Below are 25,329 nucleotides of genomic sequence, written 5' to 3'. Positions count from 1 at the left end.
GGAAACTTGAGGGCAAACGTGTCGGGCTGGTCCGCATGGATAGCGGTTTCTTTGCGAAGGAAATACTTGACTATCTGGAAATGAAAGGGTTACACTATATCATTGCCTGCCGTTTCAACAATCGTATAAAGTACAGTCTCACCCATGAACGCAAATGGATAGAGCTAACAGACGGATTGGAAATATCCGAAACCATCTATCAGGCAAACGGTTGGGAGAAGCCTAGACGCATTGTGATGGTCAGGCAAGAAATAGACAAGCGCCCCAAAGCTGCAGGAAAGCAAATCAAGCAACTGGAGCTTTTTGAGGATGAGCAGGATTTCGGAAAATACCGATACAGCTGCTTTGTAACAGACCTTGACCTGCCGGCCAAGATTGTATATGACTCATATCGCGGAAGAGCGGATTCTGAGAATAGGATAAAAGAATTGAAGAATGATTTCTCCATCGATGACTTTGTCACAAATAACTTCTGGGCAACAGAGGCATGTGGGAATTTCATTGTTATGGCATATAACTTTATGTCGTTGTTCAGACATGCGCTGATCAATTCCAACAAGAAGAAATTTCTGAAGACTATCCGATACGAGTTGATATCGACGCCAGCCTATCTGGGAAAAACAAAAGACAAGCACATCCTATATTTGGCTAGATCACTAAAAACACGACAATCATTCTTATCTATATGGGAAAAATTAAAGGATTTCTCTTTGCCGTACGACACAGAGAAATCCTAATGACCGATTTGGGTTTAATTTTATAATTAATTGATTCACAACCATAAAGGTACTAAAAATTATTGGGATTGCCAACTTTTACAATGACTTTCTTATCCCGAACTCAGGTTATGAAGACATAGACAACATCCTGGCCTTACCACCCGGCTCCCCTATCCTACGACATCTCTCCCAAATGCATGTTTTTCTTGGTTTCAAAGTTTGAAACTAACAAATCAAGGTGCGAAATGATAAAATCGAACTTTGATTTTATGGTTTCATACCTCGAACATGGAGATTATATCATCACGGCACTTTTCCAACCGTTCCGGCACAAGTCGCTACCGACCGGCAGAGACATACTATGGAACAAGGGCGAAGGAGAAACCAGGCGCAAGCAGTCCTTTTACCGCGACGCGACGGTGGAATTGCTCGGCGTTGCAATCATCAAAACTGATGTGACGAATCACGATGACAACGGTCGGCCTGACAATAATCCAGAAAACGACCTTGCCCGATATAAAATTATCAACTATATATTCAGGCATACTGATGTATGGCCTAAAATATATAGTTGATAGTCACGATGCCGATGAAATCGGCGAAACAGCTGCCAGCCGTATTATAATAAGGTAACCTTGCCATCCTTTACAGCCTCAAAGTACGGAGGCTCTTCGCGGAGGGTAATGTCATCGTAGATGAAATCGGCATAAATGGTATCTTTACGGTCTGGAAGCACCAAACCCATCTTGCCGTCTTTCTGGGCTATAATAGGCATTGTGCGCAAATCATCTACATAGACGTAAGGAGTACGCAAGAAATCATATTGAGCCTTCAATATCACCTTACCCGTATGGTCAAGAATGCCATATTTGCCATTCTCTTCATATATCTGATGATACTGGATATATTTGCTTTTGATACGGGCGAGATAGAAGTTCACCCTTTGTGTGTCGTTGATAAATTCGAGCATATAGCTGAACGTGTCGCAATAGTTGGCAATGGCTCTTGCCAGCACGACCTTGAGATCGAGGCCGTCAAGCACCTTGCGGTTCAGGTCTATATATCGGGCTATAGCCTGTTCGCGTTGTTCGGTATTGAGGTGGGCCAGCTGCTCTTCAAAGCGATGCATCATGGCAAGCGTGCCAGACATACCTTTGATGTAACGGTGTATCTGGCGTCCCATCTCGACACAGACGAACTTGTCTATCTGCTGCTGCTCAATGGGGTCGCTATATTGCTTTTCAAAATTCTCTTGAGTTATCATATTCTATACACTAAGTTTCATCAAAATTACCAATAATTCTTGTAAGGAGCAAACTATCTCCGCTTTATTTTAAGTTCGGGAATCTTAATCATCTGTCCTTCCTTGACTTCACGCGTGCCATTTATCGCCTCTACATAACACTCCATGCCCGGACCAAGATAATACTTGCTAATCGATGCGAGGGTCTGCCCGGCACGAACTTTTACGGTCGTTTTTACACCTATTATATTATAGGCTCCAGTGCGCACTCGGGCATCATTGTTATACTCGGTCATGGGCTGAGGCTCGGCTGCAGGCTTGTCTTCTTTTTTTGCTGCCACATGCTTGGTGCTGTCCTTATGCTGCTGCTCGACCGCTGGCTGCTGCTCGTCAACCTTGACGGGAACCGTATCTTTGGCTGTGGATTGTGGATTGGCTACAACGGCAACCTGAGGCGTCGTGGCCGTATTGGCGAGACGAGCAAAAGAACTGAAGTTGGTAAATATATAATAACCACCGCCAAGGACCAAAAGCAATACAACCACGACAGCGATGCCTATCAGACGCATAAGGTGATGGGAACGTTCCAACTGTTCACGCAGGAGGTCGTTAGCTTCAGACAGTTGTTCGTTCTGCTTGCGCAAGACTTCGCTAAGCATTTTGGCACTGTCATCAACCACAGTGACGGGCATGGGCGTAGGCTCTAACGCTTCAACGGCGGGTATCTCTACAGGCTCGGGAACAGTTTCTATGTTTTCTGCCTTGGCATCTTCCTTTTCCGGTTGACAAGCAGGGGCTGCCTCCTGGGACTCAGAGGTATCTTCTCCCACTTCCCCTGCCTCTTCCACCGCTTGCTCAGCGCCTTCTATCGCTTCGTCAATCTGCGGAGTTTGCGGTTCTGCGACGGTCTTTGGTTCTTCGGCCTCGGGAGTTTCCTGTGATTGAGTCTCAACAAGCAAAGGTTCTACGCTATGTGCAGCGGTTTCAGGCTCATCCACATCAGCCTCACTTTGTGACAGATTGGCGGCTTCGTCTATAGCGGTAAAGTCAACTCCTTCATTGACCATCACGGTTTCAAACTGCGCAAATGGGCGGTTAACCAAATCTCGAAGGGTTGTATCTGGGGTAAAAGAAATCTTGTCACGGCCGGAAATCTCGATAGTTTCGCCAGTATTGACATCAACGCTCTTGCGGGCACTGACTGGCACCACCTTGAATGTGCCAAGCCCTTTGACCTTTACCATCTTTTCATCACGGAGGCTGTCGCAGAGGACGTCAAAGAAGCTCTCGACAAACGCAAGAGCTGCCTCGGAATCAAGTTTGCGCTTCTTGGCAAGAATGGTTGCCAACTCCTTTATGCCAACTTTACTCATCGCTTCCTCCTCCGTATTTTAATTGTTCCTTAACTGATGCAGCAGGCTTGAACCCCAAAACAAGTTTAGGGGGTACCAGCATGCGCACACCCGACGAAGGGTTGACAACAACGCGCTCCAAACGTTTCTTTACCTCAAACGACCCGAAAGACGGAATGGAAACGACTTCACCTTCGCCAAAACAGTTGGCCATCTCGTCAATAAGCGAATTAACCAACCGCTGTGTATCGGTCTGGGTATATCCGCTGCGTTGTGACAGAGCTGCAATAAATTCCTTGTTGTTCATACTACTTCACCATACAAATCAAACTCGTCGGAGTCTGTAATTCTTACTTGATAGAAACGGCCTACACGCAATGGGCGTAACGCACGAATGAGAACTTCGGGGTCAACTTCGGGCGAACAGAACTCTGTGCGGCCTATATAATAGCCACCCTCCTTGCGGTCAATAATCACTTGCATGACACGTCCAACCTTGGCGGCCTCAATCTCTTCACTTATATCCTGCTGCACGGCCATAAGCTGGGAAAGTCGCCGCTCCTTGACCTCGGGTGCAACATCGTCGGCATAGTGCTGGGCACTATATGTCCCCTCTTCTTCTGAATAAGCAAAGGCGCCCATCCTTTCAAAGCGTGCCAAACGCACAAACTCGACAAGTTCATTGAAATCTTCATCGGTTTCACCTGGAAATCCGACCATGAGCGTGGTACGCAAATGAATACCAGGCACGCGCTGGCGGATGGCCTTCACGAGGTCGATGGTTTCCTGCTTGGAGACATGGCGGTGCATGCGCTCAAGCATGTGGTCGGATATATGCTGTAGGGCGATATCGAGATATTTGCAGACATTGTCGTGGCGGGCCATCACATCAAGCAGTTCCATTGGGAACTGATTGGGATAGGCATAATGGAGACGAATCCATTTGACGCCTTTGATATTGGCAATGTCCTCAATCAAATCTGCAATATGACGCTTGCCATCGATATCTACGCCATAATAAGTCAATTCCTGCTCAATAATCTGAAACTCGCAGGTGCCACCGGCAACAAGCGAACGTATCTCATCCAAGATTTCCTGCTTAGGACGCGAATGGTGCTTGCCGGTAATAAGCGGGATAGCACAATAGGCACAACGACGGTCGCATCCTTCGGCTATCTTGACATAAGCATAATGGTGAGGGGTGGTAAGATGGCGAACCGGAAGCGAATCGGGACCAGCCTGAACAGAACCCTCTGCCGGACCTAAGTCGGCAATCAACTGATTGAAATTGAACTTGCCATAATATTTGTCCACTTCAGGTATTTCGGCCTCAAGGTCATCCAGATATCGCTGCGAAAGGCAGCCCATGACATAGAGGCGTGACAACTTACCCTGCTGCTTACGCTGGGCATATTCCAATATCATATTGACGCTCTCTTCCTTGGCATCGCCAATAAAGCCACAAGTGTTGATTATGGCAATCTCGCCCGAAGGATGCTTAGGGTCGTGCGTGCAATGATAGCCGTTGGACTCCAGCCGACGCATCAGGCTCTCTGAATCTACAAGATTCTTGGAGCATCCCATGGTGATGAAGTCGATATGATTCTTTTTCATGTTACTCTTGCCTGTTTTACTTAAACAAAGAATCAACGAACTCCTTACGGTCAAATAGTTGCAGGTCTTCCATCTTCTCACCAAGTCCGATGAACTTCACAGGCACTTTGAGCTGGTCTGAGATTCCTATAACAACGCCACCTTTGGCTGTGCCGTCAAGTTTGGTAATGGCAAGGCTGGTAATCTGGGTGACCGCACTGAACTGCTTAGCCTGCTCAAAGGCATTCTGACCGGTACTTCCGTCAAGGACAAGCATTACCTCGTCGGGTGCCTGGGGAAGAATCTTTTTCATTACGTCCTTGATTTTCTTGAGCTCGTTCATCAAGCCCACCTTATTGTGAAGGCGGCCTGCCGTATCAATAAGCACTACATCGGCATCGTTGGCCTTGGCACTCTGAAGAGTGTCGAAAGCAACGGAAGCGGGGTCTGCACCCATCTGCTGCTTGATAACAGGAACTCCTACCCGGTCGCCCCATATCTGCAACTGCTCAACAGCAGCGGCACGGAACGTATCGGCAGCACCAAGATAAACTTTCTTGCCAGCATGCTTGAATTGGTAGGCCAACTTGCCTATGGTAGTGGTCTTGCCCACACCATTGACTCCGACAACCAAAATAACATAGGGCTTATGGTCGCCAGGAAGATCCCAATTTGCAAAACTATCCTTATCATTCTCAGCAAGCAGAGTTGCGATTTCGTCACGAAGGATGGCATTCAGTTCGGAGGTAGAGACATACTTGTCGCGTGCGGCACGCTGCTGGATGCGGTCAATAATCTTAATGGTCGTATCGACACCCACATCAGAGGTTATCAGCACTTCCTCCAAATCATCGAGAACCTCGTCGTCAACTTTGGATTTTCCGGCAACGGCGCGCGAAATCTTCTCAAAGACACTCTGCTTGGTTTTCTCTAATCCCTGATCCAGTGTTTCCTTCTTCTTCTTGCTAAAAAAATCAAAAATACCCATGAGTAACTTGTTTATTATTATATATTTGCAAAGTTACGGTATTTTTTCCAATTAGGCGAAGCAATGTTTTCATTTCTTTAACAGCTGATAAAAAAATAAACATGGAAGAAATGAATATGAACATAATGAAATAAAAAACCTTGCAATCTGTAACAATTGCAAGGTTATATGATTTTTTATCAGACTACTCTGGAGACTGGAACTTCGTCCCTGTAGTCTTGACAAACTGGCGGGCAAACTGTTCAGGATAACCCTCTCGCTTTACACGGGCTCCCAATCCTGTCTTGGTACGCAGGAAAGTACGTCCTTCGGTGGGCTTGACAACCATATCATTGTATTTAACAATGAGGAAAGTAGCAAGTTCACGCCATGTAGCAAGCATGTTCTGAGCCTGAGTGTTGCTATAATCGTTGAGATATTTGAGAGCAGCAGCCTTATCCTTATTATATAAGGTGAGGGCTTCGTCTTCAACACTCTTTTGCTGAGCAAAATAACTATTCTCCAAACTGTCACGCACCTCACGCAAAGTGGGGAACATCTGGCTATAACGGGGATAAACCATATTGCTTACCCAGTTGCAAACCCAATAAGCATTGCGGTCTGAGAATGTAACAGCATCAGCTCCAGGCGTATTATAACACTCGGGCTGCACGGTATTGCCACAATATATGGGAGTATAGGCTATCATATTGCCATCATCGTTACCCCACCATATAACGCCTCCAATCTCACGAGGCAACCACGAGCGCATCTGGCTGACATAACTGAAAGCAGACTGCTGGGTACTGGTCGGGCGCTCATTGAAATACTTGACGCCATCAACCGTATATGACAACGGAGTGGGACGATAAGGCATCTGCCAGATACCGCCACCCATATCAAGAGTATCGGTGGCAAGAGGAGTGCCTTCGTAATGGTCTCGCATACATGCCTGCACCTCCTGGACAGAGACCTTGTGGTCGGGAACAATCCACAAAGGCATTTCTTCGGCATCTTTATCTTTACCCAATGCCCATGGGAGATAACGGTCGAAGCCCTTGTCAAAATGACGGAAGAAACTCCAAACGCGTGCGTCGCAGAATCGGCGCCCGCCGAAATCGGGAGCTGCATATACCCACTTCCAAGAGAAATCGGCGTCCTTGCCAGTAAACCATCCCTTAGAACGAGCAAAGCTGATTACATCCTTGGAATAAAGGACATTCTTCTTGTCCTTCATATTGAATTTGCCTATGCGGCTCTGGTTGGCATGGGCACAAATGGCATTGTCGGGAATACGCATAGCCACCCAAACCACGCTCTTGGAACCAGGTCCCTTGCCCATCATCTCCATAATCCAGGCCTCGTTGGGGTCACAGATGGTAAATGTCTCGCCACTACTATTGAAGCCGTAAGTCTCTGCCAGCGTAGTCATTACCTCAATAGCTTCGCGGGCCGTACGGCTACGCTGAAGCGCGATGTATATAAGGCTACCATAATCAAGAATACCGGTAGGGTCTATCATCTCTTCACGTCCACCATAGGTGGTTTCGCCAATAGTAACCTGATATTCGTTGATATTGCCAATCACATTATATGTAACAGGTGCCTCGGGGATGGCTCCATGATATTCACCATTGTCCCAATCATAAATCTGGCGCATAGTTCCCTTGGGATGAATTCCCGCAGGATAGTGGGCAAGATTGATGAACATGCCATAATCATCGGCATTATAAGTGCAGATGACCGAACCATCGGTAGAAGCCTGTTTTCCCACTATAAAATTGGTACAGGCCATACTGCCTGCACTCACCAATGAGAAGATGAATGCTATGATATAACGATACATAGGCGAAAGATTAACAGGCTTTGAAACTCATATCAAGGCCCTTTACAGAATGAGTAAGAGCACCGACAGAAACATAATCTACACCTTGCTCGGCATAGCTGCGAATGGTATCAAGGGTTATATTGCCACTCGACTCAACCTCATAACGATGATTGATGAGATCTACAGCCTTCTTGGTATCTGCCACAGTAAAGTTGTCAAGCATAATACGATTTACACCGCCACATTCAAGGACCTGATTGAGCTCATCGAAATTACGAACCTCAATCTCAATCTTCAGGTCAAGGTTGCGTTCCTTAAGATAAGCATGACAACGGTTGATAGCGTTGGAAATACCGCCAGCAAAATCAATATGATTGTCCTTGAGTAATATCATATCAAAAAGACCGATACGATGGTTTACGCCACCGCCAATCTTGACTGCCATCTTTTCAAGCATGCGCATACCAGGAGTGGTTTTACGTGTGTCGAGAACATGTGCACCAGTACCTTCTATACGTTCTACATAACGATGGGTCATTGTGGCAATACCGCTCATACGCTGCATGATATTGAGCATAAGGCGCTCGGTCTGCAACAAAGACCTTACCTTGCCAGTTACAACCATTGCGATATCGCCACGATGAACCTTGGCTCCATCATTGATGAGTACTTCTACAACCATAGTTGGGTCGAAGCGGGCAAAAACTTCCTTGGCAATTTCTACACCGGCAAGGATTCCATCTTCCTTGATGAGGAGATGAGACTTACCCATAGCATCTTCAGGGATGCAACATAGTGTGGTGTGGTCACCATCACCAATATCTTCTGCAAAAGACAAATCAATCAGTCTGTCTATTAATTCGTTAACACTCTGCATGACTTGAATAATTTTATTTGACACTAAATTAATGAGTTATTTCAACTTTGTGGGCTCTACCTTCAACGTCCTATCAATTTGCTGCACTTGCCCAGAAGCGCTTTGTGGGAGGGACAAAGGTTTGCGGGGGATTGGGGGCACATTAACCGGACGTATTTCCGATGTGTCTGCATCATTCGGTAATGTAGCCGGCTGTGGCTTGGAGTGCATTCTTACCAATTGTATGTTATTGATAAACATAAGCTGCAAAGTAGTAGCCGACTCCAGTTGGCTTTGGCTCTTGCTCAAAATAAAGTAGCCACGAATCTCCTTAATGCCTACCCGCCCATAATCAGACAAGTTTACCGTCTGATGACATGGCATAGAAACTTGAGTGAAAGAAGAAACGATGCTGTCATTTGCCAATGTGATAGCAAGAAGCACACAAGCATTGCGCATTCCGTCTTGATAGATGAAATTGCAATCAAATGCCAATGCAAAGGCATCGCCAGCATAATATGAGGTATCACACTTTATAACAAAGCTCTTCTGATTGAATGGAGCTTTGGGAATAAGTGTAAGAGAACGCGTTTCGCTCCATACATTGGCAGTATCTCCTGTCGCACCCAATGTGCCAAGACTGCCTAACTCTGATGTCGACACTCCCAAAGAGCCTGCCTCTGCACGCAGGCGGTCCTCGAGTTCGTCATATATCTTAGAAAGCTCGTCGGTATGACGCATATAATAGGTCAGCGAACGGTCAAACTGCTCCTGTGTAATCCCATGTTTGCGAAGAACCGCATCCTCATAAATACGCTCCCATTCTCCAGGATTCCCCTGCTGAGAAGCCAAACTCTTAGAAAGATGATAGTCGTACATAACATCCTCCATTTCTCCACGTGACAGAATGTCTGAAGGCAAGGATGGCTTACATCCTTGCATAAATATAAGCAGAAATGAAACGGATATAAAGGAGAGCACCTTACCTAACATCCTTTTATTTTTGTTCTGAATTATCAACATCCTTCTTGTTAGATTGGGAAAAAAGAGATAAGGTCTCAAGCTCTTTGCGACAAACTAAGAGCAACATAACCACACCTACGCTAATGCAAGCATCAGCAAAGTTGAATACGGGTGAGAAGAAAATGAATTCAGAGCCACCAACGATTGGAACCCATGAAGGCCACGTCGTTACGATGATTGGGAAATAGAACATGTCGACCACCTTTCCCATCAGGAATGGAGCATAGCCAGTGCCAAAGGGAACAAGAGAGGAAACGTCAAATGGGGTTGAAGCATCGAAGACAAGCCCATAGAACATAGAGTCAAATATATTTCCTGCAGCCCCGGCAAATACCATAGACAACAAAATGATATAACAATAGCGGGCACGTACTTTTATCTGGCGATGAATATACCAACCTATAATGCAGATAGCAGCTATACGCAATAGGCTAAGCAGGAACTTGTTGATAAACGTCATGCCATACGCCATACCATTGTTTTCCACGAAATCGATATAAAACCAATCAGTTATATGGATGGCATCACCCAAGCACATATTAGTCTTGACCAGAATCTTGATAATCTGGTCAATAACCAATAGCACCACAATAAGCAGAACCGAGAGACGTCCTCGGGTCACAACATTTCTAATATCCTTCATTTTATTGCTTGCGAGCATTTTTTGACGCCACGCTCAGAGTGGCATGGGGCACCGCGCGTAAACGCTCCTTTGGTATAAGCTCACCTGTCATACGGTCTATACCATAGGTTTTGTTGTCTATACGAATCAATGCCGCCTCCAAACCTTGGATAAACTTCTGATGCCGTGCCGCCATCTCCACCAACTGTTCCTTGGATTGAGTAAGACTGCCCTCCTCCAATGCCTTATATGTAGGAGATGTATCATCAACATCATTGGTATCCTGATTCATCAGCCTACGCATTACCTTGTTATAACTCTCACGTGCAACTGCCAGTTTGTCATTAATAATAGCGCGGAACTCCTGGAGCTCTTCATCGCTGTAACGTACCTTAGTTTCCATGCATCGGTGATTTAGGTTAACCATGACGCAGACATCGCTTGACAACTGCGTCATGGTTGGATTATTATTATTAAATTTTAGTTACTTGTATGCGAACGACAAAATTATCGAACTCTACATCTGTCCCAGCATTGTCCTCCACAGAGATACTATCGGCCAAAACTTGAGTTTTCACATAATCCTCGTAGTTGGCAATAGCCTTGGCAATACTGTCATTAGGACTGACCTTTATTGCTATGCGGTCAGTAATTTCAAGACCAGCGTCCTTTCGCATGTTCTGAATGCGATTAATGAGTTCACGTGCCATACCTTCATTGAGCAAATCTTCGGTCAGTTCAACCTCCAATGCCACAGTGAGATTTCCATCATTGGAAACGAGCCATCCAGGGATATCCTCGCTGATGATTTCGACATCTGCTACATCAACGGTGACAGGAGCACCATCGATATCAAACGAAATGCTACCATTCTGTTCCAACAATGCTATCGCGTCTTGATCCAAGCCATCCATATGGGCAGCAACACTCTTCATCAGCTTGCCGAACTTTTTGCCCATCACGCGGAAGTTGCACTTTACCTTCTTCACGAGGAATCCAGAATTCTCTACAAAGTTGACCTCCTTGACATTCACCTCATTCTTAATAAGGTCTTTGACAGCGCAGATACGCTGCTTCTGCTTGTCGTCGATGGCGGGAATCATCAGTTGGGCCAAAGGCTGACGAACCTTGATGTTAACTTTACGACGGAGAGCCAAAGTCATGGATGTTATCTTCTGAGCGATATCCATGCGGGCTTCAAGTTCGGCATCGATGGCCTCGGTATCAGCCATTGGATAACTCTCCAGATGCACACTCTCCATCTTTCCACCAAGGTCGTGATAGAGACGGTCCGCATAGAACGGAGCAAACGGTGCAACGAGCTTGGCTACTGTCATCAGACATGAATAAAGTGTCTGATAGGCGTTGAGCTTGTCACTGTCCATTTCTTTGCCCCAGAAACGTTTACGGTTGAGGCGTACATACCAGTTGCTCAAGTCATCGTTGACGAAATTGTCTATCAAACGGCCTGCTCTTGTTGGATCATAATCATTCAACTGCTTGCAGACATTAATAATCAAGGAATTGGCCTTGGAAATAATCCAACGGTCAATCTCTGGGCGTTCTGCCAGATTGCCTTGATTAAGCATGGTCTCTGGGTCAAAACCATCAACGTTGGCATAAAGAGCCAAGAAGCTATATGTATTATATAATGTACCGAAGAACTTGCGACGAACTTCATCCACGCCTTCAGGATCGAACTTGAGATTATCCCATGGCTCGCTGTTGGTCATCATATAGAAGCGTACAGGGTCAGCACCATACTTCTCCATCATTTCAAATGGATTGGTCACATTGCCCACATGCTTACTCATCTTATTGCCTTTGGCATCAAGAACCAAGCCGGTAGAAATAACATTCTTGAATGCTACACTATCGAATATCATTGTAGCAATAGCATGAAGCGTGAAGAACCATCCTCGAGTCTGGTCGACTCCTTCGTTGATAAAGTCTGCTGGGAAATAGGCAGGAGGTATTGGCGTTCCTTTGTAATCAGAGTGTATCATAGCCTGACGATCAGCTTCTGTACCGCGTGCCATCTCTCCCTCGAATGGATAGTGCAGCTGTGCATAGGGCATAGAGCCACTATCAAACCAAACATCTATCAGGTCGGTTTCACGATACATTGGTTTACCTGCGGCATTGACCAGCACGATATTGTCCACATAAGGGCGGTGGAGGTCTATACGGTCATAATTCTTCTGAGAATAATCTCCAGGAACGAATCCATTGTCTTTCAGAGGATTGCTCTTCATCACACCAGCCTCTACCGAGCGCTCAATTTCATTGTAGAGTTCTTCGACGCTACCGATACACTTCTCGTTACGATTGGAATCGCGCCAAATAGGGAGCGGCGTACCCCAGAAACGAGAACGCGAGAGGTTCCAGTCGTTGAGGTTCTCCAACCAGTTGCCAAAGCGTCCACTTCCTGTTGACTCGGGCTGCCAATTGATGGTCTTGTTGAGTTCCACCATTCTCTCTTTAGCAGCGGTATCTTTGATAAACCAAGAATCAAGAGGATAGTACAAAATTGGCTTGTCCGTACGCCAGCAGTGAGGATAATTGTGCACATGCTTCTCTGTACGGAGAGCCTTACCCTCCATCTTGAGTTCCATACACAACACCACGTTCAGGTCTTCGGCCTTGTCGGATGCAGCCTTGTCCCATACTCCGTTCTCGTTGAAGCGTGGATCATAAGCATTCTTGACATAATCACCCGCATGGTTCGCATACAAATCTTTGTCCACACAAGCATTGACAAAGTTAGTATCCAGTTCTTCAATGAGATAGAACTTACCCTGCAAATCTACCATCGGACGAGTCTCGCCCTTTTTATTAATAAGGTATAGAGCCGGAATATTGGCATCTTTGGCTACCTTGGCGTCGTCGGCACCGAACGTAGGAGCAATGTGAACAATGCCAGTACCGTCGTCTGTGGTCACATAATCGCCCAAGATTACGCGGAAAGCCTGGTCATTCATTTCAACAAAACGGTCACGACCATCCTCGCTGGCAAAAACCTTTTCCGGATGAGCCTCGGCATAATCGCTTACAAAGGCGGGTGACAGATCATTAAGTTTCTCGCAAGGCTTGACCCACGGCATGAGCTGGCGATAGTGGTATCCTTCAAGTTCAGTACCCTTCATGCGGTCCACGATGCGCCAAGGGCATATCTTCTTGTCTTTGTCAAATGCAGGCAGTTCTCCCTCTTTGGCTTCATGATCGGCCTTGAGGTATGAAGTCACGAGGTTTTCGGCCATAATCATGGTCATAGGCTCGCCCGAATAGGGATTATATGTCTCCACAGCCACATAGTCAATCTTGGGGCCTACGCAGAGCGCCACATTGGAGGGCAATGTCCATGGAGTGGTAGTCCATGCCACAAAGTATGGAGTTCCCCACTTGGTCCACTCCTCTTTAGGATTGACGATTTCAAACTGAGCTGTTACGGTAAGGTCCTTGACATCGCGGTAGCATCCCGGCTGATTGAGCTCATGACTCGAAAGACCGGTTCCGGCACCGGGGCTGTAAGGCTGGATAGTATAACCCTTATAGAGCAGTCCCTTATTATAAAGCTGCTTGAGAAGCCACCAAAGGGTCTCAATGTATTTGTTGTCGTAAGTGATGTAGGGATGGTCAAGATCTACGAAATATCCCATCTCCTCGGTAAGTTGACGCCACTCAGCGGTAAACTTCATTACGTTTTCACGACACTTATGGTTGTACTCTTCCGTTGAGATATACTTGTCCGATGCCTTGTTGTCAATATCTTTTTTGGTAATACCAAGTTCTTTCTCCACACCCAATTCTACAGGAAGTCCATGAGTGTCCCATCCTGCCTTGCGGTGTACCTGCATTCCCTGCATGGTCTTATAGCGATTGAATGTATCCTTGATGGCACGTGCCAGAACATGATGGATACCAGGGTGACCATTGGCTGAAGGAGGACCTTCAAAAAATATAAATTGGGGATTGCCATCACGCTCATCAATACTTTTGTGGAAGATATCATTCTTCTTCCACTCTTCCAATACGCTCTTGTTAACCTCAACAAGATTCAAGCCATTGTGTTCGGCAAATTTCTTAGCCATATTACCTATGTTTGCGTTTAATACCTATTATACCTGTTTTTTTTAATTTGGCAAAGTTACACAAAAAAATCGATGATATGCACAATTTTAGAGGTTTTTTATGTATGGCGCTATCACAAACAAGCATTTAGTGCAGGTTCGGCAATAGGGAACGGCACCAATTGTCTATCAATAGTCCTTTGTACAATAAGCGTAAGTTGTATTAGACGGAAAAAGACAATCTGCCAAAGTTCCAAGTATATTTACAAAGAATTTGTTTTAAGGTTTCCTTCATTCTGAATGATAGCAAGCAGAATGGCAGTGATTCTCAGAAACCGCGCGAAACGTTTGAAAGCTACCTCATAGGGACACCAAGACCGAAACAGGGCCCACAAATAATCCTGATACTGTTTCTTTTAGCAATTAAATCACGAATTGAAAAAATACATATTGGCAACCACTATTTCAGACTTGGATATTATCGATTCACGATGCAATTTGCATTTGAAAACGTCCTTAACGATGTTTCCTCCATTTTAATGTCATAAACAATGCGTCAAATTCGAGTTGTCTGCAAAAAACAATTGGGCAAAATGCATGTCTCGATGCACTTTGCCCAATACTAATTTCTGCCGACACACAGTTCGGCAATTCCATACTTTTCAGCTGGCCTATACAGACTTATAGCCCTTTGTGCTAATGGTTTCAATTACTTCCTTGATACCCATCTCCTTGCCGTCTGGGCTACGGTGAGCTGCCTCATGATGGGCGGCTTCGATTTCTTCTTCAGACACGGTGTATCCAAAGAACTTGCCCTTAAACTCGGCTACAGCCCAACCAATGAGGGCCACAACGAACAATGCTAATACGCAAAAAAATACATTCATATTTGTCTATCTGTTTTTTATAGGTGCAAAATTAACAAATAATACTGAAACTAAAGGCGTTTTGACCTTAATTTTTATCATCACTCAAACATTTGCCATTTACAGGTCGAATACGTAGCCTATCGTAGAGCAAAGCAGCACGATGAGCACGTAGAAAACAAAAAGATGTCCACCACTTCTAAATCCTGCTACCAGCGAATTGTAGGCGCCCGCCAGTCCATCTATTTTTCCCGCCCCTACTCCAAATGTGAGCCCTGATATAATCAATGTCACGCAAGTGACCGGCACGAGACAATGAAGGAAACTACTATGATTGACAGTACCCGTAGCCGTAAGCAGCAAGGGCTGAGGCAAAAGGGTAAGAAGGGCCATTATCACTACGACAATGGTCAATTCGAGCATTACCACGCGCAGGGCAAACCGTTCTTTTACTCCAAGCGGACGGCGGAGCCTGAACAGTTGGCTCTCTGTCAAAGGGCCATATGCCATAACACCCAACACGAGCCAGATAAGCAAAGGCGACGAGAGGGTGTATACAAACCTGCCGAACAACCAGCGTATGCCTTCTGCGCTCAGGAGCGAGCGTAGGTCTGCCGTGGGATTTAGTGCTGTAAGTATCCATGAGAGCAGCACAAGCATTATCCAAGCCACCAACAAAGTCAACGCCGTCTGAGGGAGTCTATTCTTCATCGGGATGCAGGTTATCAATGTCAAGTATGCGCAGCTCGAGAGCCCTTACCACCAGTCTCGTGGCATTTACTCCCATACGGTTTCCGTCGGGAAAGAGTTTTTGTACCAGTTCATTCTGACGCTTTTCCAAACTCTTCACGCCAAAAGGCATACCGCGCAGATTGGTAATTTGCTCTTTGGTATACCCCAGGGCAAGATGTCGCAGAAAACGCTCATCGTACTCATCAATCTCATAGTCAATCAGCGACTCGGTACGCATAAGGCTACTCCCGACACTATGTTTGAATCGCTCTACTATCTTCTCGAGTATGGGCTGATTGAAAACCAGACGTTTACCGCTCATACAGCTGGCAACATCACCTCGGGTGAGCAATTCGCCACTCTTCAGAATAATTCCGTCGCAACCAGCATCGAGCACATCCACCCAGAGTTTCTCATTAAGTATCTCTCCTGTAAAGATAAGGACCTTAACCCCTGGATAATTCTCTTTGGTGTATCTGCACAACTCAACGCCCACAGTGGTAGAGCCACCAAGTCCCAGGTCGAGCAACACCAAATCGGGCTGATGCTGCTTCATGAGCTTAAAATAGTTCTGCTCATTGTCTGCAGTTCCAATAATTACGGCTTCGGGAATCTCATTTTTGAAGATACCTTCTGTTCCTTTGAGTTCGAGAGGAACATCCTCTACTATGACTACTTGAAATTTTTCCATATCTGTAAGTTGTTACGTTCCTGGTTGAGATTGTACGCCTTGCTGTTTGGCAAAGAATGAGGTGTTTCGCGGAATCACAAGCATCACCAGAATGCCTGCCTCTGCGGGGCTTGCCTTGATACCACACGCGCGAGCCTGACTTACTTCGCCGAGCTCCCTTATTATCTGTCGACACATCAGATATCTCACATCTTTGGTCGATGGTGTAAAGAGCTGCCGACACTCTTGCTCTGTCAGCTTGACGTTAGGCATGGGTATCCGCACAGTCTGATATTGTCCGTCACCTGTATGGGCAGTCCATGTTACGCGAGCCTGATTAATGCTGGACAATATATCCAACAGCATTTCCCACATTTCACTATCTATGCGCATAGGCGTCTCTGTCTGTCGCAATGCCTGCTGGCTCAATATGTCATAAAGCGACTTATAGTATCCGGTCACCTCGTCGAGAGCATCGCAGTCTATAGGTCTGGTATCCACTATCTGCCTGATACGCGAGGGATAGTACATCGTCTCATGCTTAAGGGTGGAAAGGCAGTTGTCGAGCACACTGTTGCTTACGTGCAGACGCGCCACTTCGTATTGGCGTCGATTGAGCTCATCCGTTTCCATTTCAATGGCATCCCGCTGCTTTTCATCATAGACCACCTGCTGCCGAAGGTCATTGCAAATCTGTACCACAAGACGGTCAAGCTGCCGGACATCATTATCAAATAAAACTTTAGGCATCACCCAGATTTTACTGATTTTTAGCAACTTATTCTCCGGCCGTTCATCTTCCATCAGCAGGTTGTTTATGAGTTTCAGTCTATCCAGACAAAGCCTATACATCAGCCTATAACGATAATAGAATATGTAGTATGCAGGAAAAAGGACAAGCAGCAAGAGTATCAGAATGATAATAGCAACATTCTTGTTTGTTTCTGCCTTCTGCATAACCTGCACATAGTTGCTCAGCGACTGGTCGGCACTGTGCAGGCGGAACAGCTGGGTATATGCCTGGTTATTGTATTCATAGAGCTTCCATCTGTGCAGCGCCAAGGCAGCTACCGCTATCTCATTGCGCATATTTAGAATAGTAGTATAGTCAGCCTCTACCCCACTCCGGAACCACTTTAATTCAGCCGCCTCTTTGCCTGTACTGTCATAAATAGCCATCAAATCGACAGAAGTCTGGTGCTTATGCGTATAACCCCGTCTGCCATTAAGTGCTTGCATACAGCTATCGGCCATAACGAGTGCTTGGTGGTAGCGTCCGTCAACATTGCATTGATAGATGGAGTCAGCATATTTGCGAACTTTATCAGACATGTCGTGCCCGAATGTGGTAGATACTGTCAAAGACATAAAAAGTCCTATAAACAATCTCACAACACCCATCGGAAGTCTGAACCAGAATCTGCTACCCGTGCCGGTATTCTCTGCCCCGATTGCACATTGGGCGAAGATAGGACTTACCTTCTTGTATTTTTCAATAATTCCCTTGCAATTCATCAGTCCAAACCCATGCCCTTTTCCGTCTTGCACAGCGCCGGAGGTATCTACTATCGGCTTATGGTCAAAGAGATGCTTCAACTGAGTATCACTCATCCCGGGTCCAGTGTCGCAAATACTGATTTCGGCACAAGTGTCATGGCGTATTGCATAGATTTCCACATGCCCATCTTCGGGAGTGAATTTACGTGCATTGTCCGCCATCGTATTTATCATAAAAAGCGTGAGGGTCTTGTCTGCCTTGACCGTCAGGTCGGTCTTTTGTATATCGAGAGAGATTCCTTTAAGCTGAAATCCCATCTTGCTTTTGGCCACGATATCAAACAATGATTGTAGAGCAAAACTTTCGATATGTAGATTGAGTTGACCTTGGCGTAGTCTTATCCAATCGGTCAACACTTCGTTATACTTGTTGATTTGGTCTGTGAGTTCAGCGATATACTCTATTCGTTCGTTGTTGGTATCACCAACCTTGCGTAGCATTCTTACTTCATGAAGCATGCGGTCGATAAAGGGTGTTATGCTGGTTACCAAAGATAACTTGGCCCTCTGCTCGAGGTTGCGGCGGCGGTTCTGCGTCAGGTGCAGCTTTTCTATCTCTATCATTTCGCATATCTCGTCGCTCTTCTCCATCTGCCGACTCATTTGTCGGTCATTGAGTTCTTTCCACTTACGCAGAGACATGAGCAACGATTCAATATCACTGCTTCGGTCGGTTTTTTTTCTCTTCAGGTAAAGGACTATGAGCAGGGTTACCAATACTACAAGCACTACAAGTATAGCTGCTATCATCGAGTTGAGCAGTTTGGCCGACTTGTCCAACTGCTCGGCACGCGCCTCAAGCTGCCGGTCTTGTCGCGTTTTCTCCTGCATGTCGAGATAGATATTGCGGTTATAATCACTGTTGGGTTTGTCATCGATGGCAGAATAAGCCAGTGACAGTTGTTCCCGAATAGAGGCTACCAGGTCAGGGGCACGCTCTATAACTGTGTCTTCCTCAAGAGCGTTATGCAGACAAATGAGTGACGAGCGGTAATCATTGAGTGCCCAATAACATTTTGCAAGAGTACGATAAGCACCAGCTGTCTGATAGACGTCACCATAATGCTGGAAAATATGCAGCGCACGCTGTGCGAGATTTCCAGCAAAGAGCGAATCGGGCATATCATCATTGTTGATATAACTCATCGCAGGCTGGTTATTATCTAAAAGTCTGGAGAGTGCACGGGTATCTACGAGGTGCTCACTCATGCCCTGCAGAGCCTGAGCTTCAAAGAATGGGATGCCCTCTTGGCGGGCAAGGACATAACACTTGATAAGGCTTTCGAATTCAAGTTGTTCGACTTTCTCCTGAGTCCGCGCACGAATGATACCTCCCGAACCTACATTATATAAATAATTGAGAAGTTGTAGGGTGTCTTCTTTAAGATAGTCGCTCTGGGAAAGGTGGGCCAGTTCGTCGTGCGACTGGTTGGGCAATCCCATGTAATAAAAATAGACCGAAGCAACGATGTAAAACTCTGAACAGGCATAAGCAAAACGATGTTGCTGGTGTAAGTTAAGCAGACGGCTTTCCTCCTCTATCCGGTGCAGCCGACCAAGAGCCCTCTCCCTATAAACATAGAAATCCTTGTTATAGGATTTACGTTGGCAGAGGCGCATCATCTGCACGTCAGCAACGAGCAATTCCACCTGATTGTTAGTTATCCTGTCGAGGTTTCCAATGAGCGTTTTCACACTGTCATAGTCCATCTTTGCCATACTGACAAAGGCAAGATGATTAAGGGCTTCCGCTTTTCCGTCCGGGTAGTCAGACGACAGCTGCAGGGCCTGGCGTGCATAGTAGGCCGTGCTGTCCAGGTTACGATAATGGTAGGCATAGGCTTGCGAGTTGAGACCGTCTATGCGTCCTGCCGTGGGATTTGTGCACGACATAAGCCATGAAAGGCTCCATATACCGACGAGCGATATAATAAAGCCTTTCAGGAAACGAGCATACTTTGGGTTTGCCTTTATGTCGTCATTGCTATTCATTGCGTAAGCCTATACTGGCTGGATATTTGGTTATTGGCGCGCCTTGGCGATATAACCTAATGCCTCAACACATTTGTCTGTAATAGCCTGCCAATTGCCTTGGGCTATCACATCCTTTGGAAAGAGCTTGCTGCCCATGCCGACACAGAGTACCCCACTCTTAATCCATGCGGTGAGGTTGTCTTCTTCGGGACTTACAGCCCCTGTCACCATGATATTACTCCAGCGCAAAGGCGCCATGACATTTTTAACGAACGACGGTCCGCCCACATTTCCTGCGGGGAACACCTTAGTCACATCACAGCCAGCAGCCTGGGCGTTGCTGATTTCACTTACCGATCCGCACCCGGGGCTGTAAGGGACAAGGCGACGGTTGCAGACAGTAGCTATCTCAGCGTTGAAATTGGGGCCGACAATGAAATTGGCGCCAAGTTGCATATACAGGGCTGCAGTGGGGGCATCTATTACAGTGCCTGCTCCCAAAATCATTTCCGGGCAGGCTGCAGCAGCCCATTTTGCGAGTTCTCCAAATATCTCATGGGCAAAATCACCACGATTGGTAAACTCGAATACTCTTACCCCTCCCTTGTAGCAGGCACTGATTACCTGCTTACATATCTCTAGGTCGCTATTGTAAAAAACAGGCACCATACCGGTATCATGCATGGCCTGTATCACTTGAACTTTATTAAATCTTGCCATAATTGTATTTTTTTTGTTTTTATCGCTGCACTCTTCCAGAAGCATCGCCACCAGCAAGGTTCTCCACCTCTTCTCGGCTTACCATATTAAAATCGCCCGGTATCGTGTGCTTCAGGGCTGATGCAGCTACAGCGAACTCCAAAGCACGCGCTTGGTCTCCGTCATATGCAATGAGGCCATGTATCAATCCACCCGAGAACGAGTCTCCTCCACCCACGCGGTCAATTATGGGAAGTATGTCATAGTGCTTGCTTTCATAAAACTGCTGCCCATCATAACTCAGCGCCTTCCATCCATTGTGCGATGCCGATTTGCTTTCCCTCAATGTACTCACTACGTACTTGAATCCGAATTCTTGCATCATTCCCTTGAATATGCCATAATATCCATGAGCATCAGTCTGACCCTTTTCCACATCTGCGTCGGGAGTAAAGCCCAAACAGAGCTTTGCATCTTCCTCATTACCTATACACACATCTACATACTGCATGAGTGGACGCATCACTTGCTGTGCCTTGGCAGATGTCCACAGCTTCTTGCGGAAATTGAGGTCGCAACTTACGGTCACACCATGACGCTTGGCAGCCTGACATGCCATAAGGGTAAGCGTGGCAGCCTTGTCGCTGATGGCGGGCGTAATGCCGCTCCAGTGAAACCAGTCGGCGTCTTTCATAATCGCATCAAAATCGAAGTCCTCGGCAGTAGCCTCGGCCATTGAGCTTCCGGCACGGTCATAGATTACCTTGGAGGGACGCATCGATGCTCCGCTTTCCAGATAGTAAATACCCAATCTATTGCCACCACGGGCTATATAATCGCAGTGTACCCCATAGCGTCGGAGGGCGTTAAGGGCACACTGGCCAATTTCATGTTCGGGAAGTTTGCTAACGAAATAAGCCTCGTGTCCATAGTTGGCGCAACTTACTGCCACATTGGCCTCGCCGCCTCCATATACTACATCAAAGGAATCACTCTGAACAAAACGTTTCTGTCCTGGTGACGAGAGACGAAGCATGATTTCGCCCATTGTTACGATTTTTGCCATTTTTCTTATTTTAGATTATCTGTTTATTGTCATCAAGCAAAAGTACACATAATTTATATAATAAGGAAAGAATTGAAGAAAAAAAAACTAATGATGCCATTTTTTAGAGCTGTGTGTTTACACAATTCGGTTATTATTGTTATTTTTGCAAGGATTAATTGTTATAACATGTCAGAGAAGATTAGAATCAAGGATATTGCAGAGCGTGCCGGTGTGTCGGTTGGTACGGTTGACAGGGTGTTGCACGGTCGTCCCAACGTGTCGCCATCTGCAAAAGCCAAAGTTGACGCAGTACTCAAGGAGTTGGACTACAAAGCCAATGTCTATGCCAGTGCTCTGGCGCGCAACCGCTCCTATCGTTTTATCCTGCTCATGCCAGAGTATGAGTCCGAGGCTTACTGGGAAGAAATTGAGCTGGGAGCCGTGAAGGCCAATGATGCCCGTCGCGACTTTCACATAAGTCTCGAGATAGTTTATTTTGACCGTTTCTCCAGTGAGTCTTATGTCAAGCAGTGCCGCTATTGCCTCTCTGCCCGCCCCGATGGACTCATAATCGTCCCAATGGACGAGGAAACAACACGAGCGTTTACCGATAGTCTTCATTCGATGGACATCCCATTTGTTTTGCTCGACTCTTTCATTCCCGACCTCAAACCCCTCGCCTTCTTTGGCCAGGATTCTTTCTGCAGTGGCTATTTTGCCGCCAAGATGCTTATGCTTATAGCGCGTGAAGAGAAGGAGGTGATGCTTATGCGACTGCTGAAAGACGGGCGCGCAGTAAGCCGTCAGCAGGAAAACCGCGCCGTAGGATTTATGAGCTATATGCAAAAACGGTTTCCCAATGTGCGCGTGAGTTACCTCGACCTTCCCATTGAGCACCGCGACGACCATGAGCTCTATACGGCCATGATAGATTCATTCTTTGCCCTGCATCCAGACATCCATCACTGCATCACATTCAACTCCAAGGCATATATAGTAGCCGATTACCTATTGGCGACGCATCGCAAGGATGTCCAGATTATGGGATACGACATGGTCAACCGCAATGCGATGTGCCTGAGGGAAGGCACTATCTCTTTCCTTATCGCCCAACATGCCTTTATGCAAGGCAGTCTCTGCGTAGAAACGCTGTTCCAATCGGTAGTGCTCCACAAGGAGGTAACGACTGTCAACTATATGCCGATAGAGTTGATTACACGCGAGAATATGGATTTTTACCGACGCAGCCTTTAGTATCATGACAAGTAATAAAAAAGGCCTGCTGGCACTTTCGCCCCTTGTAGTGTTTATCACGTTCTACCTCTCGCTATCTCTTCTGGCGGGCGACTTCAACCGCGTGCCTGTTACGGTGGCGTTTATGGTGGCGAGCGTCTATGCCGTATGTATTTCGGGCGGCCATACGCTACAGAGACGCATTGACATCTATAGCCGTGGAGCAGGTTCCGGACGTTTGCTGCTCATGCTATGGATATATGTATTAGCCGGTGCTTTTGCCTCGTCTGCCAAGGCCATGGGCAGCATCGATGCCACTGTGGCTATGGCGCTCCATGTACTTCCTTCCAACTTGCTGCTTCCGGGACTATTTGTTGCGGCATGTTTCATCTCACTCTCTATTGGCACGAGTGTTGGTACTGTCGTGGCACTTGTACCAGTGGCGGCGGGAATAGCTCTCGATACTGGGGCTTCCGTACCGCTTATGGTGGCAGTCATCGTTGGAGGTTCTTATTTCGGCGACAATCTCTCGTTCATTTCTGACACTACAGTTGTAGCCACACAGACCCAAGGCTGTAGGATGAGCGACAAGTTCAGAGTCAACCTGCGTATTGTGGCGCCTGCGGCAATTGTACTGCTGGCCGTCTATGGTTTTATGGGACGTGGCATAGCGTCTCCATCAGCCATTGAACCCATCGATTGGATACGCATAGTACCCTATGTTGCCGTACTGGTTATGGCCTTGCTTGGAATGAATGTTATGGCTGTACTAAGCCTGGGCATAGCCCTTTGTGCTATCATCGGAATCGCAGTGGGAGCCTACGACTTCTTCGGACTCCTTGATGCTATGGGCAGCGGTATCACATCTATGGGCGAACTGGTCATTATTGCTATGATGGCGGGTGGATTGCTCGAAATCATAAGTGAAATGGGCGGAGTTTCCTATCTTATAGACCGACTTACTGCCAAGGTGCACACCAAGCGCGGCGCCGAACTGTCAATTGCGGCCATGGTGAGCATGGTCAATCTCTGTACCGCCAACAATACTATAGCCATACTCACCGTAGGTGATATCTCCCGTCGTATAGGTGACAGATTTGGAGTGGACAATCGCAAGGCAGCATCCATACTCGACACGTTCTCGTGTATGGTACAGGGCATGCTTCCTTATGGCGTGCAGATGCTGCTCGCAGCAGGACTGGCTCATATCAGCCCGATGTCCATTATACCTTATTTATATTATCCCATGGCTATAGGAGTGGTAGCTCTCGGAGCCATCATCTTCCGATATCCTCGAAAATACAGTTGATATGGATATAGTAAAACGAAATCTCTTTGCGCTCATACGCTCTGGTGCATTAGGTGAATATACCAGACTTGAACCAATGACTCCTTGCAAGTGGAGGAAGTTGGGAGATATGGCACTTAGCCGTGGTGTGGCTTCTACCGTCTCCCTCGGACTGAGACACCACCAGTATGATCAGGGGTTGGGAATTCCTTCACTACAATTGGGCGATGGCGAAGTGACTTCGGCGCAGACTGCCATTCCCATGCGACAAGCCTCCATGGCAAACCTATGGCTTAACCACCAACTTAAAAGAATACGCAACACAGAGCGACATGCTATAGACACATCAGTAGATACCTTGCAGATACTTGATATTCTACTCTCATCCATTACAGCAATGATGGGACAGGATGCGTCACTCAGACATCTCGTGCAACTTGCCGTCTATCTTCGTACAAGGGGAGACAAGGTCGATTTTGTCAAACTTGACCGCTGGTTGCAGAAACTTCATGTGACAAGGGCAGCAGCATTACAAGGCAGTTTCCTTATCACGGCAATGGGCTTTGAACCCGATGAGCTGCCATTTGTTCACTCTTCGGAGCCCCGGGCAGAATTCTTGCTTGACTACGCCCTGTCCCATGGACAGCACGAGTACGAAGCCTGGCATCTCAGCGACACCAAACCTCTCTTCATACGCAACAACCCCAAAGCACTTTGGCGCAGGGTGCGTCGGTGTACAAGATATATGCGTTATGCGCCATTAGAGACCATTAGCTATCTATTTCTATCAATGGCGCGTTCTATTGCCGAAGTTGAGGAGTAGAACAAGTTCGTAAATAGCACCCCATATTAAAGGAGAATCCCTTAATTCCGCAACACTATAATTTAACTTTATTTATAAGTTCCTGAGCAACAAAAAGTTGCCCAGGATTTTGCCATGTCAGAATTTTCACTTATCTTAGTGTTGCAAAAAGAAAACAAGCAAAACT

General features: G+C 46.5%; 22 protein-coding genes. 4 read left to right on the top strand and 18 right to left on the bottom strand.

The features are described 5' to 3' along the window. Positions 1-737, top strand: a 737-nt coding sequence (locus tag CIK87_RS10585; protein WP_144008070.1) for a transposase, incomplete at its 5' end; no start/stop codon positions are given. A 341-nt stretch (positions 738-1,078) separates the two neighbouring features. Here CIK87_RS10585 and CIK87_RS14080 read toward each other — a convergent pair. The 18 genes from CIK87_RS14080 to CIK87_RS10495 form a co-directional block, all read right to left on the bottom strand. Continuing rightward, the gene (locus tag CIK87_RS14080; RefSeq protein WP_144008188.1) at positions 1,079-1,264 is read right to left on the bottom strand and encodes a hypothetical protein; all 186 of its coding nucleotides are present in this window, start codon (positions 1,262-1,264) and stop codon (positions 1,079-1,081) included. Positions 1,265-1,338: 74 nt separating this feature from the next. Beyond that, positions 1,339-1,983 (bottom strand): WG repeat-containing protein, encoded by a 645-nt coding sequence (locus CIK87_RS10575; RefSeq protein WP_094387138.1) that lies wholly within the window; start codon positions 1,981-1,983, stop codon positions 1,339-1,341. A gap of 53 nt (positions 1,984-2,036) precedes the next feature. Continuing rightward, positions 2,037-3,335, bottom strand: a complete 1,299-nt coding sequence (locus CIK87_RS10570; protein WP_094387137.1) for an HU family DNA-binding protein — start codon at positions 3,333-3,335, stop codon at positions 2,037-2,039. Further along, the gene (locus CIK87_RS10565; protein WP_094387136.1) at positions 3,328-3,621 is read right to left on the bottom strand and encodes an HU family DNA-binding protein; all 294 of its coding nucleotides are present in this window, start codon (positions 3,619-3,621) and stop codon (positions 3,328-3,330) included. Before CIK87_RS10565 ends, CIK87_RS10570 begins: the two co-directional genes overlap by 8 nt. Then, on the bottom strand, positions 3,618-4,928 hold the full coding sequence (gene rimO / locus CIK87_RS10560; RefSeq protein ID WP_094387135.1) for a 30S ribosomal protein S12 methylthiotransferase RimO: 1,311 nt from the start codon (positions 4,926-4,928) through the stop codon (positions 3,618-3,620). The genes CIK87_RS10565 and rimO overlap by 4 nt, the downstream gene beginning before the upstream one ends. Before the next feature lie 16 nt (positions 4,929-4,944). Next, the gene (gene ftsY, locus CIK87_RS10555) at positions 4,945-5,895 is read right to left on the bottom strand and encodes a signal recognition particle-docking protein FtsY (protein WP_094387134.1); all 951 of its coding nucleotides are present in this window, start codon (positions 5,893-5,895) and stop codon (positions 4,945-4,947) included. 184 nt (positions 5,896-6,079) lie between these two features. Continuing rightward, a complete protein-coding gene (locus tag CIK87_RS10550; protein WP_371327118.1) occupies positions 6,080-7,669 on the bottom strand; it encodes a dipeptidase in 1,590 nt (529 codons plus the stop codon). A 61-nt stretch (positions 7,670-7,730) separates the two neighbouring features. Beyond that, positions 7,731-8,579, bottom strand: a complete 849-nt coding sequence (gene nadC / locus CIK87_RS10545) for a carboxylating nicotinate-nucleotide diphosphorylase (protein WP_022311465.1) — start codon at positions 8,577-8,579, stop codon at positions 7,731-7,733. Between the two features lie 36 nt (positions 8,580-8,615). Beyond that, positions 8,616-9,500 carry a DUF4296 domain-containing protein gene (locus CIK87_RS10540; RefSeq protein WP_256388303.1) on the bottom strand — a complete coding sequence of 295 codons (885 nt, stop codon included), beginning with the start codon at positions 9,498-9,500 and terminating at the stop codon, positions 8,616-8,618. 55 nt (positions 9,501-9,555) lie between these two features. Further along, the gene (locus CIK87_RS10535; protein ID WP_094387131.1) at positions 9,556-10,224 is read right to left on the bottom strand and encodes a lipoprotein signal peptidase; all 669 of its coding nucleotides are present in this window, start codon (positions 10,222-10,224) and stop codon (positions 9,556-9,558) included. Between the two features lies 1 nt (position 10,225). Then, on the bottom strand, positions 10,226-10,606 hold the full coding sequence (locus CIK87_RS10530) for a molecular chaperone DnaK (protein WP_094387130.1): 381 nt from the start codon (positions 10,604-10,606) through the stop codon (positions 10,226-10,228). Between the two features lie 70 nt (positions 10,607-10,676). After that, positions 10,677-14,294 carry an isoleucine--tRNA ligase gene (ileS, locus tag CIK87_RS10525; RefSeq protein ID WP_094387129.1) on the bottom strand — a complete coding sequence of 1,206 codons (3,618 nt, stop codon included), beginning with the start codon at positions 14,292-14,294 and terminating at the stop codon, positions 10,677-10,679. 650 nt (positions 14,295-14,944) lie between these two features. Next, entirely contained in the window at positions 14,945-15,160 is a 216-nt protein-coding gene (locus CIK87_RS10520) for a hypothetical protein (RefSeq protein WP_022311470.1), read from the bottom strand. 99 nt (positions 15,161-15,259) lie between these two features. Next, positions 15,260-15,850, bottom strand: a complete 591-nt coding sequence (locus CIK87_RS10515; RefSeq protein ID WP_094387127.1) for an AbgT family transporter — start codon at positions 15,848-15,850, stop codon at positions 15,260-15,262. Next, positions 15,840-16,562 carry a DUF5932 domain-containing protein gene (locus tag CIK87_RS10510; protein WP_094387126.1) on the bottom strand — a complete coding sequence of 241 codons (723 nt, stop codon included), beginning with the start codon at positions 16,560-16,562 and terminating at the stop codon, positions 15,840-15,842. Before CIK87_RS10510 ends, CIK87_RS10515 begins: the two co-directional genes overlap by 11 nt. 12 nt (positions 16,563-16,574) lie before the next feature. Next, complete coding sequence (locus tag CIK87_RS10505; RefSeq protein WP_094387141.1) at positions 16,575-19,991, bottom strand: DUF5112 domain-containing protein; 3,417 nt, start codon at positions 19,989-19,991, stop codon at positions 16,575-16,577. A gap of 129 nt (positions 19,992-20,120) precedes the next feature. Next, the gene (locus CIK87_RS10500) at positions 20,121-20,792 is read right to left on the bottom strand and encodes a bifunctional 4-hydroxy-2-oxoglutarate aldolase/2-dehydro-3-deoxy-phosphogluconate aldolase (RefSeq protein ID WP_094387140.1); all 672 of its coding nucleotides are present in this window, start codon (positions 20,790-20,792) and stop codon (positions 20,121-20,123) included. 19 nt (positions 20,793-20,811) lie between these two features. Then, complete coding sequence (locus tag CIK87_RS10495; protein ID WP_022311475.1) at positions 20,812-21,837, bottom strand: sugar kinase; 1,026 nt, start codon at positions 21,835-21,837, stop codon at positions 20,812-20,814. A gap of 168 nt (positions 21,838-22,005) precedes the next feature. On the opposite strand from CIK87_RS10495, the gene CIK87_RS10490 reads away from it, so the two are divergent. The 3 genes from CIK87_RS10490 to CIK87_RS10480 are packed head-to-tail and all read left to right on the top strand — an operon-like array spanning position 22,006 to position 25,163. Beyond that, positions 22,006-23,073, top strand: coding sequence for a LacI family DNA-binding transcriptional regulator (locus CIK87_RS10490; protein WP_094387125.1), 1,068 nt, complete (start codon positions 22,006-22,008; stop codon positions 23,071-23,073). A gap of 4 nt (positions 23,074-23,077) precedes the next feature. Next, entirely contained in the window at positions 23,078-24,361 is a 1,284-nt protein-coding gene (locus CIK87_RS10485) for a Na+/H+ antiporter NhaC family protein (protein WP_094387124.1), read from the top strand. A gap of 1 nt (position 24,362) precedes the next feature. Beyond that, positions 24,363-25,163 carry a hypothetical protein gene (locus CIK87_RS10480; protein WP_094387123.1) on the top strand — a complete coding sequence of 267 codons (801 nt, stop codon included), beginning with the start codon at positions 24,363-24,365 and terminating at the stop codon, positions 25,161-25,163. Positions 25,164-25,329 lie beyond the last annotated feature (166 nt).

Source organism: Prevotella sp. P5-64, assembly GCF_002251285.1.
Lineage (GTDB): Bacteria > Bacteroidota > Bacteroidia > Bacteroidales > Bacteroidaceae > Prevotella.
Note: the sequence above shows the minus strand (reverse complement) of the source record. Positions and strands in the feature narration are given on the sequence as shown.

What these genes read in the sequence shown, in the direction of transcription:
- CIK87_RS14080 (WP_144008188.1), bottom strand. Translation starts at nt 1,264, where the DNA reads ATGCCTGAATATATAGTTGATAATTTTATATCGGGCAAGGTCGTTTTC.
- CIK87_RS10575 (WP_094387138.1), bottom strand. Translation starts at nt 1,983, where the DNA reads ATGATAACTCAAGAGAATTTTGAAAAGCAATATAGCGACCCCATTGAG.
- CIK87_RS10570 (WP_094387137.1), bottom strand. Translation starts at nt 3,335, where the DNA reads ATGAGTAAAGTTGGCATAAAGGAGTTGGCAACCATTCTTGCCAAGAAG.
- CIK87_RS10565 (WP_094387136.1), bottom strand. Translation starts at nt 3,621, where the DNA reads ATGAACAACAAGGAATTTATTGCAGCTCTGTCACAACGCAGCGGATAT.
- rimO (WP_094387135.1), bottom strand. Translation starts at nt 4,928, where the DNA reads ATGAAAAAGAATCATATCGACTTCATCACCATGGGATGCTCCAAGAAT.
- ftsY (WP_094387134.1), bottom strand. Translation starts at nt 5,895, where the DNA reads ATGGGTATTTTTGATTTTTTTAGCAAGAAGAAGAAGGAAACACTGGAT.
- CIK87_RS10550 (WP_371327118.1), bottom strand. Translation starts at nt 7,669, where the DNA reads ATGGCCTGTACCAATTTTATAGTGGGAAAACAGGCTTCTACCGATGGT.
- nadC (WP_022311465.1), bottom strand. Translation starts at nt 8,579, where the DNA reads ATGCAGAGTGTTAACGAATTAATAGACAGACTGATTGATTTGTCTTTT.
- CIK87_RS10540 (WP_256388303.1), bottom strand. Translation starts at nt 9,500, where the DNA reads ATGCAAGGATGTAAGCCATCCTTGCCTTCAGACATTCTGTCACGTGGA.
- CIK87_RS10535 (WP_094387131.1), bottom strand. Translation starts at nt 10,224, where the DNA reads ATGAAGGATATTAGAAATGTTGTGACCCGAGGACGTCTCTCGGTTCTG.
- CIK87_RS10530 (WP_094387130.1), bottom strand. Translation starts at nt 10,606, where the DNA reads ATGGAAACTAAGGTACGTTACAGCGATGAAGAGCTCCAGGAGTTCCGC.
- ileS (WP_094387129.1), bottom strand. Translation starts at nt 14,294, where the DNA reads ATGGCTAAGAAATTTGCCGAACACAATGGCTTGAATCTTGTTGAGGTT.
- CIK87_RS10520 (WP_022311470.1), bottom strand. Translation starts at nt 15,160, where the DNA reads ATGAATGTATTTTTTTGCGTATTAGCATTGTTCGTTGTGGCCCTCATT.
- CIK87_RS10515 (WP_094387127.1), bottom strand. Translation starts at nt 15,850, where the DNA reads ATGAAGAATAGACTCCCTCAGACGGCGTTGACTTTGTTGGTGGCTTGG.
- CIK87_RS10510 (WP_094387126.1), bottom strand. Translation starts at nt 16,562, where the DNA reads ATGGAAAAATTTCAAGTAGTCATAGTAGAGGATGTTCCTCTCGAACTC.
- CIK87_RS10505 (WP_094387141.1), bottom strand. Translation starts at nt 19,991, where the DNA reads ATGTCGTGCACAAATCCCACGGCAGGACGCATAGACGGTCTCAACTCG.
- CIK87_RS10500 (WP_094387140.1), bottom strand. Translation starts at nt 20,792, where the DNA reads ATGGCAAGATTTAATAAAGTTCAAGTGATACAGGCCATGCATGATACC.
- CIK87_RS10495 (WP_022311475.1), bottom strand. Translation starts at nt 21,837, where the DNA reads ATGGCAAAAATCGTAACAATGGGCGAAATCATGCTTCGTCTCTCGTCA.
- CIK87_RS10490 (WP_094387125.1), top strand. Translation starts at nt 22,006, where the DNA reads ATGTCAGAGAAGATTAGAATCAAGGATATTGCAGAGCGTGCCGGTGTG.
- CIK87_RS10485 (WP_094387124.1), top strand. Translation starts at nt 23,078, where the DNA reads ATGACAAGTAATAAAAAAGGCCTGCTGGCACTTTCGCCCCTTGTAGTG.
- CIK87_RS10480 (WP_094387123.1), top strand. Translation starts at nt 24,363, where the DNA reads ATGGATATAGTAAAACGAAATCTCTTTGCGCTCATACGCTCTGGTGCA.